The sequence below is a fragment of the Actinomadura syzygii genome (genome assembly GCF_008085905.1).
GTDB lineage: Bacteria > Actinomycetota > Actinomycetes > Streptosporangiales > Streptosporangiaceae > Spirillospora > Spirillospora syzygii.
Genome location: NZ_VSFF01000002.1, coordinates 496,058 through 508,716, shown reverse-complemented (window position 1 = coordinate 508,716; position 12,659 = coordinate 496,058). Strand labels below are relative to the sequence as shown.

Genomic DNA, 12,659 nt, shown 5'->3' with positions numbered 1-12,659 from the left:
ATCAGGGAGAGGGTTTCGTGGCCCGGATCGAATACATCAGCGGCAGCCGGGGGTGGCCTTCGGGAAGACGGTAAACGGTGCCGTGCCGTTCCAGCACGGCGAACCGCTGCCAGAGCGTGTAGTCGTGCTCATGGAGGAATTCGATGCGGAGCCCGGCGCCGGTGAGGGCCGAGACGACCTCGCCCAGCCCGTGGACGAACTCGACCGACCGGCTGTTCTGGACGGGCGTGTCCGGGTCGGCGTAACTGCCGGTCTCGGGCTCGTCCCAGATCCGCGGGCCGTCGAGGAAATAGTCGAGGACGACCGTCCGGCCTTCCGCGTCGTCGAGGGTGTCGGCGAAAGGATGGAATTCGGCGAGATAAAGGAACCCGCCGGGGCGCAGCAGCGACGCGACGACATCGGCCCACCGGTCGAGGTCGGGCAGCCAGCACAAAGCGCCGAGGCCCGTGTAGACGATGTCGTAGGTCTCCCCGAGGGCGGCCGCCGCGTCGTAGACGTCGGACGTGACGAAACGCGCGGGGAGCCCCGCCTCCTCGGCAACGGCGCGAGCCGCCTCGACGGCCTTGCCGGAGAAGTCCAGCCCGGTGACCTCGGCGCCCTGGCGGGCCCAGGAGAGGGTGTCCAATCCGAAATGGCATTGCAGGTGGACGAGGCTGCGGCCTTTGACGTCGCCGACCTCGTCCAGCTCGAAGTCCCGCAGCGTCTGGTTGCCCGCCTTGAAGCCGGGCACGTCGTAGAAGTCGCTGGCGACGTGTATGGGGACCAGCTCGTCCCAGAGCGCCTTGTTGATGGAATTGTGGTCGGGTTCGGTCATGGTGGCGAGAATAAGTCGCCGGTGGCTTCCGGAGTTAGCGAATTTTGACGGCCGGGTCGGTGAGGCCGGGGCGACCGGTCTCCAGGTGACCGGCCAGGCGGCGGACGAAGGCGGCGTCGGCGTCGCAGGTGACGGTGAGGTCGTACCAGTGCGAACTGCGCGCGGTCGGCACGCGGTGGTTCGCGCGCCCGCCCGGCCGGACCCTGACCTTCTTGGGCCGGGCCCCATGTCCGTCGCCGTATCCGTCGCCGATCGTGAATTCGACCGGTTTCGCGCTCTTGTTGAGGAGCGCCAGCCGGATCCAGTCGTTCTCGATATGCGCTTCGACGGCGAGCGGGGTGTCCGTCCGTCCGGCGAAACGGCGGTGGAAGCCGTTCGGGCCGCGCGCGGAGATGTCGTAGGCGTCGCCGGTCCACGTCCCGGTGAGGGCGCGGTCGGGCTCGACCGTGTAGGTGCGCGGGTCCTGGCCGGCGGCGGTGACGTAGAAGCACGCGCCCGCTCCGGCCTTGGCGGCGAACCGCAGGGTGACGCGGCCCGCCGCGACCGTGTCGCCGACGTCCAGGTCGTACGGCAGCGGACGGGTGTAGCGGCGGCCGCGCTCCTGCCCGAGCGGCTGCGCGGTGCCCGGAACCGCCGGGTAGAAGGTGGCGTGCCGGTCGCGGTCCGGCGGGAGGTAGCCGTCGGTGCCGGGCAGCCCGGCGGGCCGCGGCTGCGCGCGGGAGAAGTCGAACGCGCTGGTCAGGTCGCCGCAGACGGCGCGGCGCCAGGGCGAGATGTTCGGTTCGCGCACCCCGAAGCGGCGTTCCATGAACTGGAGGATCGAGGTGTGGTCGAAGGTCTGCGAGCAGACCCAGCCGCCCTTGCTCCACGGCGAGACGGCGAACGTCGGCACGCGCGGGCCGAGCCCGTACGGCCCGGCCACGTATCCGCCGCCGCCGGGGAAGTGCTCCGTGGCGGTGTCGGCGGTGGACGCGCTCGCGGTGCCGGGCAGCGGCGGGTACGGCGGGACGACGTGGTCGAAGAAGCCGTCGTTCTCGTCGTAGGTGACGATCAGGACGGTCCGGCTCCAGACCTCGGGGTTCGCGGTCAGCGCGTCCAGGACCCTGGCGATGTACCAGGCGCCGTAGTTGGACGGCCAGTTGGAGTGCTCGCTGTACGCCTCAGGCGCGGGAATCCAGGAGATCTGCGGGAGCCGCCCCTTCTTCACGTCGTCTTCGAGAATGGCGAAGTAGCTTTCGCCCTTGGCGGCCTTGGTGCCGGTGCGCGCCTTCTCGTAGAGCGGGTCGCCGGGGCGGGCGTTGCGGTAGTTGTCGAAGTACAGCAGCGAGTTGTCGCCGTAGTTGCCGATAAACGCGTCGCCGGTCCAGCCCCAACCGCCTGCGGCGTCCAGGCCGGTTCCCTCGTCCTGGTAGACCTTCCAGGAGACGCCCGCCTTCTCCAGGCGCTCCGGATAGGTGGTCCACCCGTACCCTTTCTCCTCGTTGCCGAGGACAGGACCGCCGCCCGCGCCGTCGTTTCCGGTGTGGCCGGTGAGCATGTAATAGCGGTTCGGGTCGGTCGCGCCTAGATAGGAGCAGTGGTAGGCGTCGCAGACGGTGAACGCGTCGGCCAGCGCGAAGTGGAACGGGATGTCGTCCCGGTCGAGATAGGCCATCGTGTATTTCGACTTCGCCGCGATCCACCGGTCGTACTTGCCGTTGTTGAACGCCTGGTGCCCGTCGTTCCGGCCGTGCGGGAGGCCGTACAGGTAGCGCATCCCGAGGTCGTCCACCTCGGGGTGGAAGGGCAGGACGTCCGCCGTCCCGTCCGGCTGGTGGAAGATCGGCTTCCCGTCGGGCCGGACGACCGGCCGGGGGTCGCCGAGGCCGCGCACGCCCGCGAGCGTCCCGAGATAGTGGTCGAACGAGCGGTTCTCCTGCATCAGGACGACGATGTGCTCCACGTCGCGGAGGGTGCCCGTGCGGCGGTCCGCCGGGATCTCGACCGCTCGCGCGATGCTCTGGGGCAGCGCGGAGAGCGCCGTCATCCCCCCGGCCAATTGCAGGAACCTCCGGCGGCTGACCTCGCTCATACCGTGCCTCCCGGCGACGAGACGGTTCGGGGCGTCCGAATCCCGAAAGATCGTCATGGCCGCCGGTGGCGGCCGCGTATACGCGGCCGGAACGCCCGCCGAAGCTCTCGCGCCAACCGGTTCCAGCCGAGCGCGTCAACGCCGAACCGTTGCGACGGCGGCCGTCAGCTCAGTGCTTCCAGGAGGCGGGGGACGGGCGTCCGCCGCCCGGTGGCCGTGGCCGCCGCGAACGCCGCTTCGCCGAGTTCGGTTCGCAGCGCGGCGAGGAGCGGGTCGTCCGGTGCGGGGTCCGGCGCGGCGGCGAGGAGTTCGGCGGCGCGGACGGGGCGTCCGAGCGCGTGCTCGGTCCCGGCGAGCAGCCGCAGGCCCGTCCCGATGAGGCGCTGGTCGCGGGTGGCGAGGCCGGTGGCGGCGCCCGCGCGCAGCAGCGTCCGCGCCCGCGCGTGGTCGCCGGTCGCCGCGGCGGTCAGGCCGAGGCCGAAGTGGCAGCGGGTCGCGCAGCGCAGGTCGCCGATCCGCAGGAAGTCGGGCAGCAGTTCGGTGAACCCGGCCTCCGCCGCCGCGTGGTCGGCGCGGTGCCGGGCGAGGCTCGTCCGGTGCAGCTCGGCGTGCAGGCGTTCGTGCTCGTTTCCGGCGCGCAGGGCGAGTTCGGCGGCCTCGTCCAGCCAGGCGCGGGCCTCGTCGAGGCGGGCGCCGTCCTGGATGACGGTGTGCGCCATGTGGTTGAGGCAGTTGGCGCGTTTGACGTGGTCTCCGAGGCGGCCGAACAGGTCGGCGGCGGCGCTCTGCAGGTCGACCGACGTCCGCGTGTCGGACGCGTTGAGCCCGAGCAACGACAGAAGCAGCGCCCGGTGCCACTCGTCGCCCAGCCGCGCGAAGCCCGCGACGGCGCGCTCCAGGTGCTCCGCCGCCGCGTCGCGGTCGCTGCCGTGGATCGCCGTCCAGCCGAGGACGAGGTCGGCGAGCGCGCGGTCCTCGCCGTCCGCGGCGCGGGCCGACGCGAGCGAGGCGAACTCGCGCGCCCGCCCGGTGTCCTGGTAGCAGAACAGGACGCAGCAGGCGACGGCGGCACGCGCGCCCGCCGCGCCGTCCGGGAGCGGGCGGTCGAGCAGCGCGTCCAGCCAGTCGAACAGCTCGCCGCGCGCGCCGAGCACCTCCCAGCCGGTGCCGATCCCGGCGAGGAACCGCCAGGCGGCGGCGGTGTCACCGGCGTCGAGGGTGCGGCGGACGGCCGTCCGCAGGTCGGTCCACCGGTGGTCGAACCAGCGCAGCGCGGCGTGCTGGTCCCGGCCGCGCAGGTCGGGGACCAGCGCCACGGCGTGCTCCAGGTGGTGGCGCGCGTGCCGGTCACGGGCCTCGGCGTCCTCGCCGCGCTCGGCGAGGCCGCGCCGCGCGAACCGGCGGACGCTGTCGAGCAGCCGGTACCGGGTGGTGTCGCCGCGGCGGCGCAGCGCGACGAGCGACCGGTCGAGCAGCCGGGGGAAGACCCGCGCGAGGTCGTCCTCGGTCAGCGGCGGCCAGGCCAGCACCTTGAGCGCGGTGTCGTAGTCGAACTCGTGCGGGAACACCGAGCAGCGTTCGAGGAGCAGCCGCTCGTCGGCGTCGAGGAGGTCGTGGCTCCAGCGCAGCGCCTCCTCCAGGGTGCGGTGCCGGCCGGGACGCGCCCCGCCGGTCAGCAGCGCGAACCGGTCGTCCAGCCGGTCGAGCAGCTCGGCCGGGGTGAACGCCCTGATCCGCGCGGCGGCGAGTTCGATGGCGAGCGGCAGGCCGTCCAGGCCCCGGCAGATCTGCGCGATCCGGGCGGCGTCCGCCCGAGTGCCGGTGAATCCGGGCGCGGCGGCCGTCGCCCGGTCGAGGAAGAGCCGGACGGCGGGCGCGGCCAGAACCGCGTCGGCGTCGTCGTCCGCCGCCCCGGACGACAGCGGCGGGACCTCGTACACCACCTCCCCCGCCACGCCGAGCGGCCCGTGCCCGGTCGCGAGGACGCGCAGCTCTCCCGCCTCGGCCAGCAGCCCGGCGACCAGCGCCGCCGTCGGCGCCGTGACGTGCTCGCAGTTGTCGACGACGAGCCAGTACGGCCGCGCCCGCACCGCGGCGCGGATCAGCGGCCCGATCCCCCGGCCGCCGCCCTCCACGCCGAGCGCGTCCGCGAAGGAGCGTTCCACCGCATGGCCGGGCGGCACCGACGCCAGGTCGACGAGCACGGCGCGCGGAAGCGCGGTCGTCGTGTGCGCCAGGTGCAGCGCCACGCGGGTCTTGCCGATCCCTGCCGGGCCGGTGAGCGTCACCAGCCGGTGCTTCGCGACGAGCCCGGCCAGCTCGCCGAGTTCGCGCTCCCGGCCGACGAAGGACGACAGCGGCAGCGGCAGCGCGCGGTCCCGGAGCCGCAGCCGCCCGGCGCGCTCGACCAGCGCCTTCCGCGTGCCCGCGCCGAACTTGCGGAGCAGCGCCGACACGTGGCTCTCCACCGTCCGCTCCGACAGCCGCAGCCGGTCGGCGATCTCCCGGTTGCCGAGCCGGTCTCCGACCAGCCAGAACACCTCGGCCTCCCGGCGGGTGACCCCGGCGTCCCGCAGCTCCCCCGGCATGGCCCCGCTCATCGCGCCTCCCGAAATTCCGTACCGAGCACGGATGCGCCGACCCCGTCCGGGGTTGTGAAATGGCGGAGCACCCCACGAATGGTTCCGAGAAAGGACACCGATGGGAACTTCCGTCACCGATATGATCGCCCACGCCCGCACGCGGGTTCGGAACCTCACGGTCGCCGAGGTCTCACTGGCGCTGGAGGACGGCGGAGTGACGCTGGTCGACCTCCGCGAACCCGCCGAGGTCGCGCTCGACGGCCGCATTCCGGGCGCCGTCCAGGTGCCGCGCGGAATACTGGAATTCCGCGCCGACCCCTCAAGCCCGTACCATGGCGCCGAACTGGACCCCGCGACTCCGACCATTCTGTACTGCGCGTCCGGCGGCCGTTCGGCGCTCGCCGCGCTCGCGCTCCAGGAGCTCGGCTACACGGACGTCGGCCATCTCGACGGCGGGTTGGCGGCATGGCAGGAGCAGGGCCGTCCGGTGACGTTCGAGCCGCCGGAGGGCACCTGACCATGAACGGACGGATCGGCGAGGAGTTCGCCCGCGCGGTCGCGGGCAAGGACCGCGGCGCGCTCCTCGCCCTGCTCGAACCCCGGATCGACTTCCGGGCCCTCACCCCCGGCCGGCCCTGGGAGGCGACGGAGTCGGTCGAGGTCGTGGACGGGATCATCCTCGGCCACTGGTTCGGCCCCGACGACCGCGTGGAGGCCCTCGTCCAGGTCACCACCGGCGCCATGGCGGACCGCGAGCACCTCGCGTACCGGCTGCGCGTCCGCACGGGAGACGTCCTGTACCTGGTCGAGCAGCAGGTGTACTACGCCGTCGACCGGGGCCGGATCCCGTGGCTCCGGTTGATGTGCTCCGGGTTCCGTCCGCTCTGCGGGGGCGGCGCGGACGCCCCGACCGCGCCGCCCGCCGAGCCTATGCCGTGGGCGGGTAACTGACCGGTCCCTCGGCCGCGATCCTGCCGTTGACGACGGTCATCAGCCGGGTCGTGAACGCGAGCCGGTCCGGTGGGATCGTCAGCGGGTTCTCCCTGAGGACGACGAGGTCGGCGTAGTTGCCGGGCTCCACCGTGCCGCGCTCGCGCTCCTCGAACGACGCGAACGCCGCCCGCGAGGTGATCAGCCGCATCGCGGCGGGGACGTCCAGCCGCTGGTCGGGCCGCCAGCCGCCGGGCGGGGTGCCGTCGAACTCGGTGCGGGTCACGACGCGCTGGAGCCCCCACATCGGGTCGAGCGCCTCGATGTCGAAGTCGGTGCCGCCGACCATCGGCAGCCGCGCCCGCAGCATGTCGCGCCACCGGTAGGCGTGGCGCAGCCGGTCGCGGCCGAGCGCGTTCTCGGCGAACCGCTGGTCGGACGTCGCGAAGCTGAGCTGGATGCTCGCGATGACGCCGCCCCGGATCATCCGCTCCAGCAGGTCGTCCTCCACGACCTGGACGTGCTCGATCGCCCACCGGTCGCGCGGCGACACGTCGTTGTGCTCGTAGGCGTTCAGCGTCACCTTGAGCCCGCGATCGCCGATGGCATGGGTGGTGATGTTGAAGCCCAGTTCGCGGGCGCGGGCGACGTCGCGGTTCGCGCGCTCCTGCTCCAGGAAGAGGATCCCCTTGCGCGGGAACCCGTACGGGTCGTCGGCGTAGGGGCGGCGCAGCGCGGACGTTCGGGGGCCGAGCCAGCCATCCGAATACAGCTTCACGCCCAGCACTTTCACCCAGTCGTTGCCCACGCCGGTCTTCCAGCCGAGCTTGGCCGCCTCCTCCATGCAGCCCCAGGCGACGCGCACCAGGAAGCGCACTTTCAGCTTGTCTTCCTCCGCGAGTTGGAAGAGGGCCTCCAACGCGCCGAGGTCGCGCAGGCCCGCTTCGACGACCGTGGTGACGCCCTGCTTGGCGACCTCCTCCTGCATGACGAGGAGGTCGTTCTTCATCTTCTCGGTGACCGGGCTGTGGGCGCCGACGTCCACGGGCGTCTCGCCGCGCGCGTGGATCTCCACGTGCCGCTGGCCGGTGCGCCTGCGCGACTCGAACGCCTCCTTCTCGTCGTACGGCTTGTAGACCGGCCGGTACGCCTCCGGTCCCACGCCGGTCAGCGCGCGCGTGATGAGGTGCGTGTGCTGGTCCCGGAACCCGGGGCCGACGAACGCTCCGCGCAGGTCGACGCGGCGCGTGCGGTCCCCGGCCCAGCGGAGGACGTGGTGGTCGGAGCCGACCGCGACGACCCGTTTCCCTCGGACAGCCACCGCTTCGGCGGTGCCGTCCCCGGTCCAGACGACGCCGGAGTGCAGGACGAGGTCAGCCCGTGGGCCTGCTTGCGGGTCGGCCTGGAGGTCGGCCTGGTCGCCGGGCCGTCCGGCGGCGATCGTCCCCGCGGCGGCGGTTCCGGTCAGGACGAGGGCGGAGCGGCGGGTCATTCGGGAGTCCATGGCACACCCTTCACAGATCGGGTCATGATCAATGTGAAGGAGCCCGGCGGGCTTGTCGACCCCCGGCGCGGGGCGGCTCAGGCCGGGGAGACGGCCGTCCGCGCGGCGAAGACGACGATGTTGTCGCGGTAGCTGCGCTTGGCGCGGTCGAACGTCCCGCCGCAGGTCACGAGCCTGAGGCCGGGGTAGTCGAGCGGTCCGTAGACGCGCTCGGTCGGGAACTCGTCCTTCCGGACGCGCTCCACCGACTCGACGGTGAACAGGGCCTTCCCGCCGTCGGCGCGCGCCACCTCGACGCGGTCGCCGGGGCGGAGCCGCCCGAGGTCGTAGAAGACGGCGGCGCCCTTCGCGGAGTCGACATGGCCGAGGATCACGGCCGCGCCGCGCTCGCCCGGCGTGGGACCGCGGTCGTACCAGCCCGCCTCGTCCGGACGTCCGGCGGGCGGCACCTGGACGGCGCCGTCCGCGTCCAGTCCCAGCCGGGCCAGCGGCGCCCGGACCCCGATCGACGGGATCGCCACCTCGACGGGCAGCGAGCGCGCCAGCACCGGACCGCGATGGTCGACCGGGCGGGTCTGCGCCGCCCACGCGGGCGGCTGCGGCGGACCGGCCGGGCCGCGCAGCCCGAGCCCCACCAGGACGAGACCGGCCGCCACCAGAACGGCCGCCAGAACCCACACCCCGCGCATGATCCCTTTCACCCGCCCACGGCGAATCGTCGACTCTTCAGGAATGGCTCCGGTGGCCGCCTGGAAAGGACGGCCACCGGAAATCCGCCATTACGCGGCCGCGCCGCCGCGCCGGCGGACGGCCATGGCGCCGAGTCCGAACCCGCCGAGCAGCAGGACCCCGCCGCCCGCCAGCAGCGCCGTGCCGCCGCTGCCGCCGCTCCCGCCGCCGAAGCCCGTCGCGGGCCCGCCGTGCGGGGTCGCCTTCGCGGTGGGGTGGCCGGGAAGGGTGGTCGGCTGCTGCGTCTTCGGCGGCGCCTTCTTCTCGATGACCACGACCTCGCCGACCGAGCGGTGGCCGCCGCACCTGACCTGCACCGTGTAGGTGCCGGGGACGGTGTCGGCCTTGATGGTGGCGAGGCCGGACCGTCCGTCGACCTCCTCGGCGCCGTTCAGCGGGACGGCCCCGCCCACGAACGCGAGCGAGCCCGCCTCACCGTCGGTCACGCACTTCTTCCCCACGACGGTCACCTTGTCGCCGGGACGGGCCTGCTTCGGCTGGACGATCACGTCGCCGGCGTCCGCCATCGCGGGGGCGGCGAGCCCGACCGTCATGGCGCCGACGACGAGACCGAAGACGGTCGCCTTTCCGAATCGCATGTCCACTCCGTTACGACACGGTGGCTTACTCGACTTTCAGCTCGTGAACCCGTGCCCTCTTATGCCTTCATACGATGGGCGCCGCCCTTGTTTTGTTCGAGGAATTTCAAGGTCGGATCGAAACGGTCATGATCGGAATTCGCGGCGGAAAGTTGGAGTGATAGCCGTCACATTTCAGCCGCTCGGCCGGAACCGGTAGAGCCGGGCCCGCACCTCGCCCTCGCCCTCCCCGTCCCCGGCCGGGGCGGGCGGGTCGAAGACGAGCGTCACCCGCTGGCCGATCCGCACCTCGGCCGGGTCGCAGCCGACGATGTTGGTGAGGATCCGGGGCCCCTCGGCCAGCTCGACGTAGGCCACGACGTACGGGGTCAGCTCGCGGTATGCGCCGCGCGCCTTCCGCACCACCGTGTAGGTGTAGACGGTCGCCTCGCCCGACGCCGCGAACCACGTGATGCCGCGTCCGCCGCAGCGCGGGCAGAACGGCCGCGGATACCAGACGATCGTCGCGCACGACTCGCAGCGGGACAGCAGCAGCCGCCCCTCGGCGGTCGCGGCCCAGAACGTCTCGTCCGCGCCGGACGGGGTGAAGTCGGCGCGCGGCAGCGGCGTGCTCGCGCCTTCCCGCTGTGTGCCTTCTCCCCGCGTGCTCACGCGTCCTCCCGGCCGAGGACGAGGGTGGCCGCCGAACTGCGGGTGGCGAGCCGTCCGCCCGAGCCGTGCACCACGGCGAGGCGGCAGTCCGGCACCTGCACCTCCGGCGCGGCCTCACCGCGCAGTTGGCGGACCGCCTCGATCATCCGCGCCATCCCTCCCCGGTTGTCGGGCTGGTTGTTGCACAGGCCGCCGCCGTCGGTGTTCATGGGCAGCCGTCCGTGCGGGGCGACGAGCGCGCCGTCCTCGACGAACCGTCCGCCCTCGCCCTTCTCGCAGAACCCGAGGTCCTCCAGCGCCAGCAGGGCGGTGATGGTGAAGGAGTCGTAGATCGAGGCGTAGTCGACGTCGCCGGGCGTCACCCCGGCCTCGGCGAACGCCGCCGGTCCCGACCACACCGCCGCCGTGTGGCTCAGGTCGGGTCGTCCCGTGCCGGTCCCCTTCGCGGCCTCGCCGTGCCCGAGGACGGCGACCGACCGGCGCGGCAGCCGCCGCGCGACCTCCGCGCTCGCGATGACGACCGCGCCGCCGCCGTCGGTCATGACGCAGCAGTCCAGCCGGTGCAGCGGGTCGCTGATCATCGGCGAGGACAGCACGTCCTCGACGGTGACGGCCTTGCGCAGGAACGCGTTCGGGTTGTGCTGCGCGTGCAGCGACGCGGCCACCTTCACCTCGGCGAGTTGGCGGCTCGTCGTCCCGAACTCGTGCATGTGCCGCATGGCGGCCAGCGCGTAGTTGTGGACGGTGTCGGTGATCCCCCAGTGCGTCTCGTAGTCCGTCTCCGGCGCCCCGGACAGGTTCGGCCCGGCGGCGATCCGCAGGGTGCGCGGCCGTCCGCCCATGACGCACAGCGCGACCCGGCACTTCCCGGCCGCGATCGCGGCGGCGGCGTGCCCGACGTGCGAGAGGTAGGACGCGCCGCCCGTCTCGGTCGTGTCGAGGTACCGGCAGCGCAGCCCCAGGTACTCCGACATCGACAGCGGCCCCACGCCGGGAGCGTCGGAGTCGCAGAAGTAGGCGTCGACGTCGGACGGCGACAGCCCGGCGTCGGCCAGCGCCGCGAGCGCCACCTCGGCGTGGATCTCCGCCACCGACAGGTCGGGGATGTCGCGGCGGGGATGCTCGTAGGCGCCGACGACGAACGCCTTGCCGCGGATCGTCACGGCGCCGCCCCGTCGAGCTCGGCGGCCGGTTCGAACTCCCGCACCCAGCGGTCGAAGCGCTCCGCGAAGTCGGGGATCTCCTCCATCGGGTAGTGCCCGATGCCCGGCATCACCTCGAACGCGGCGTGCGGGACGAGGTCCGCGACGCGCCGCACCCGGCTCGGCGGGACGAAGTAGTCGTCCTCGCCGGTGAGGATCCGCACCGGGCACGTGATCCGGGCCAGCTCCGCGCGGATGTCGTGGGTGAGCGCGCCGTGGATGTCGCTGACGGTGACGTGCCAGTCCTCGCGGCAGTGCATCTGCGCGATCAGCTCCGCCCGCTCGCCCGGGACGGACTTGCCGCACGCCTCGATCGTCCCGAAGTAGGTGCGGTCGCGCATGCTCGGGGACGCGGTGTCCTCCAGCAGCGGGGGCGGCGGCGGCCGGCCGTCGCTGCCGAGGACCCCGGACGGGTCCAGCGCCACGACGCCGGACAGCCGCTCGCCGGGCAGGCGGGCGGCGACGTCCAGCGCGATGCTCCCGCCGATCGAGCAGCCGAGCAGGTACGGCCGCTCCAGGCCGAGCTTCGCGATCAGCCGCACGCACCACTCCGCGTACCAGGACAGGTCGCTGATCGGCCCGCCCGGCGCGGGCTCGGACCGGCCGTGGCCGGGCAGGTCGGCGACGACGACCCCGAAGCCCAGCTCCGCCAGGCCGGGCGCGACGTGCCGGTACTGCACGCCGCTCTGCCCCGCCGTGTGGACGCACAGCACGGTCGGACGGTGGCCCGGCCAGGTCTCGACGAACGCCAGCCGCCCGTCGAACTCCAGGTACTCGGCGTTATGCACCGGTCGCCTCCAAGCTGGTGTCCACGGCCGGGTCGCGTGTCAACGCGCGGGCCTGGTCGATCATGATCATGACCGCCTTGATCATGCGCAGGTACTGGTAGCCGCTGCCCTGGACGCGGAAGTGCCCGTCACTCGTCCGGCGGATGAAGTCGTTGGACGCGGCGCCGAGCAGCTCGACCCACGCGAGGTCCGCGCCCTCGACCGCGAACGTCGCGCCGTCCAGGGACTTGCGCGCGACGTCGATCACCGTCCCCCGGTAGATCCGGAAGTGCACCTGCCGGTCGGGCACGGCGAACGCGATCGCCCCGTCGAAGCTGCGCGTGGCGGCGGCGAAGCGCGGGTCGGCGGCGAGCCGGTCGCGCAGCCGCTCGCCCCACCGGACGGACGCGAAGTCGGCGTCCTTCCAGGCGGCGGCCTCGCTCCGGCTCAGCTCGACGGGCGCGCTCCAGGCCACCGTCGAGCGGCACCGCTCGCGGTCGTGGTCGTCCAGGACGCGCACCGACTGGTGGATGGTCGCGCGCTCCTCGCCCGGCACCCGCCGCGTGACGGTCGCCTCCAGCCGCAGGCCCGCGCCGCCGTCAGGGGAATCCGGCGGGGGCCGCCGGTCCCAGCGCAGCGAGACGAGCTCCGCGCCGCCGGACGGGCGCACCTCGTCCAGCATGCGCAGCAGAACCGACAGTTCGGCGGGGTACGCCGTGGCGTCGCGGGCCTCCGCGACATGGCGGGCGCTGCGCGAACGCGCGCCCACCACCAATCCGGCATCGTCGGCCATCAGGTCCTCTCCTTCTT

The 12,659-nt window shown here is 73.1% G+C and carries 12 protein-coding genes; 2 read left to right on the top strand and 10 right to left on the bottom strand.

Annotated features, from left to right (window positions below):
• Position 1 precedes the first annotated feature (1 nt).
• The 3 genes from FXF65_RS06370 to FXF65_RS06360 all read right to left on the bottom strand — a co-directional run bounded on the left by FXF65_RS06370 (position 2) and on the right by FXF65_RS06360 (position 5,485).
• Positions 2 to 814 (bottom strand): class I SAM-dependent methyltransferase, encoded by an 813-nt coding sequence (locus FXF65_RS06370; RefSeq protein WP_148348749.1) that lies wholly within the window; start codon positions 812 to 814, stop codon positions 2 to 4.
• Positions 815 to 848: 34 nt separating this feature from the next.
• Positions 849 to 2,885: a phosphocholine-specific phospholipase C gene (locus FXF65_RS06365; RefSeq protein ID WP_148348748.1), complete on the bottom strand. Its 2,037-nt coding sequence runs from the start codon at positions 2,883 to 2,885 to the stop codon at positions 849 to 851.
• A gap of 164 nt (positions 2,886 to 3,049) precedes the next feature.
• Positions 3,050 to 5,485, bottom strand: a complete 2,436-nt coding sequence (locus FXF65_RS06360) for an ATP-binding protein (RefSeq protein ID WP_148348747.1) — start codon at positions 5,483 to 5,485, stop codon at positions 3,050 to 3,052.
• A 100-nt stretch (positions 5,486 to 5,585) separates the two neighbouring features.
• Between FXF65_RS06360 and FXF65_RS06355 the strand changes: the two genes are divergently transcribed.
• Positions 5,586 to 5,984, top strand: a complete 399-nt coding sequence (locus FXF65_RS06355; RefSeq protein WP_148348746.1) for a rhodanese-like domain-containing protein — start codon at positions 5,586 to 5,588, stop codon at positions 5,982 to 5,984.
• A gap of 2 nt (positions 5,985 to 5,986) precedes the next feature.
• On the top strand, positions 5,987 to 6,418 hold the full coding sequence (locus tag FXF65_RS06350) for a hypothetical protein (RefSeq protein ID WP_187412129.1): 432 nt from the start codon (positions 5,987 to 5,989) through the stop codon (positions 6,416 to 6,418).
• Here FXF65_RS06350 and FXF65_RS06345 read toward each other — a convergent pair.
• The 7 genes from FXF65_RS06345 to FXF65_RS06315 all read right to left on the bottom strand — a co-directional run bounded on the left by FXF65_RS06345 (position 6,396) and on the right by FXF65_RS06315 (position 12,642).
• Positions 6,396 to 7,901: an amidohydrolase gene (locus FXF65_RS06345; RefSeq protein ID WP_148348745.1), complete on the bottom strand. Its 1,506-nt coding sequence runs from the start codon at positions 7,899 to 7,901 to the stop codon at positions 6,396 to 6,398. The two genes, FXF65_RS06350 and FXF65_RS06345, sit on opposite strands and share 23 nt — an antisense overlap.
• A 77-nt stretch (positions 7,902 to 7,978) precedes the next feature.
• Positions 7,979 to 8,590 carry a class F sortase gene (locus tag FXF65_RS06340; protein WP_148348910.1) on the bottom strand — a complete coding sequence of 204 codons (612 nt, stop codon included), beginning with the start codon at positions 8,588 to 8,590 and terminating at the stop codon, positions 7,979 to 7,981.
• A 90-nt stretch (positions 8,591 to 8,680) separates the two neighbouring features.
• Entirely contained in the window at positions 8,681 to 9,229 is a 549-nt protein-coding gene (locus FXF65_RS06335; protein WP_148348744.1) for a hypothetical protein, read from the bottom strand.
• 174 nt (positions 9,230 to 9,403) lie between these two features.
• The gene (locus FXF65_RS06330) at positions 9,404 to 9,880 is read right to left on the bottom strand and encodes a Zn-ribbon domain-containing OB-fold protein (protein ID WP_222868397.1); all 477 of its coding nucleotides are present in this window, start codon (positions 9,878 to 9,880) and stop codon (positions 9,404 to 9,406) included.
• Positions 9,877 to 11,043, bottom strand: a complete 1,167-nt coding sequence (locus FXF65_RS06325) for a thiolase domain-containing protein (RefSeq protein ID WP_148348743.1) — start codon at positions 11,041 to 11,043, stop codon at positions 9,877 to 9,879. Before FXF65_RS06325 ends, FXF65_RS06330 begins: the two co-directional genes overlap by 4 nt.
• Positions 11,040 to 11,870 (bottom strand): alpha/beta hydrolase, encoded by an 831-nt coding sequence (locus FXF65_RS06320; RefSeq protein ID WP_148348742.1) that lies wholly within the window; start codon positions 11,868 to 11,870, stop codon positions 11,040 to 11,042. Before FXF65_RS06320 ends, FXF65_RS06325 begins: the two co-directional genes overlap by 4 nt.
• Positions 11,863 to 12,642, bottom strand: coding sequence for a hypothetical protein (locus FXF65_RS06315; protein ID WP_148348741.1), 780 nt, complete (start codon positions 12,640 to 12,642; stop codon positions 11,863 to 11,865). Before FXF65_RS06315 ends, FXF65_RS06320 begins: the two co-directional genes overlap by 8 nt.
• Positions 12,643 to 12,659: the final 17 nt, after the last annotated feature.

What these genes read in the sequence shown, in the direction of transcription:
- FXF65_RS06370 (WP_148348749.1), bottom strand. Translation starts at nt 814, where the DNA reads ATGACCGAACCCGACCACAATTCCATCAACAAGGCGCTCTGGGACGAG.
- FXF65_RS06365 (WP_148348748.1), bottom strand. Translation starts at nt 2,885, where the DNA reads ATGAGCGAGGTCAGCCGCCGGAGGTTCCTGCAATTGGCCGGGGGGATG.
- FXF65_RS06360 (WP_148348747.1), bottom strand. Translation starts at nt 5,485, where the DNA reads ATGAGCGGGGCCATGCCGGGGGAGCTGCGGGACGCCGGGGTCACCCGC.
- FXF65_RS06355 (WP_148348746.1), top strand. Translation starts at nt 5,586, where the DNA reads ATGGGAACTTCCGTCACCGATATGATCGCCCACGCCCGCACGCGGGTT.
- FXF65_RS06350 (WP_187412129.1), top strand. Translation starts at nt 5,987, where the DNA reads ATGAACGGACGGATCGGCGAGGAGTTCGCCCGCGCGGTCGCGGGCAAG.
- FXF65_RS06345 (WP_148348745.1), bottom strand. Translation starts at nt 7,901, where the DNA reads ATGGACTCCCGAATGACCCGCCGCTCCGCCCTCGTCCTGACCGGAACC.
- FXF65_RS06340 (WP_148348910.1), bottom strand. Translation starts at nt 8,590, where the DNA reads ATGCGCGGGGTGTGGGTTCTGGCGGCCGTTCTGGTGGCGGCCGGTCTC.
- FXF65_RS06335 (WP_148348744.1), bottom strand. Translation starts at nt 9,229, where the DNA reads ATGCGATTCGGAAAGGCGACCGTCTTCGGTCTCGTCGTCGGCGCCATG.
- FXF65_RS06315 (WP_148348741.1), bottom strand. Translation starts at nt 12,642, where the DNA reads ATGGCCGACGATGCCGGATTGGTGGTGGGCGCGCGTTCGCGCAGCGCC.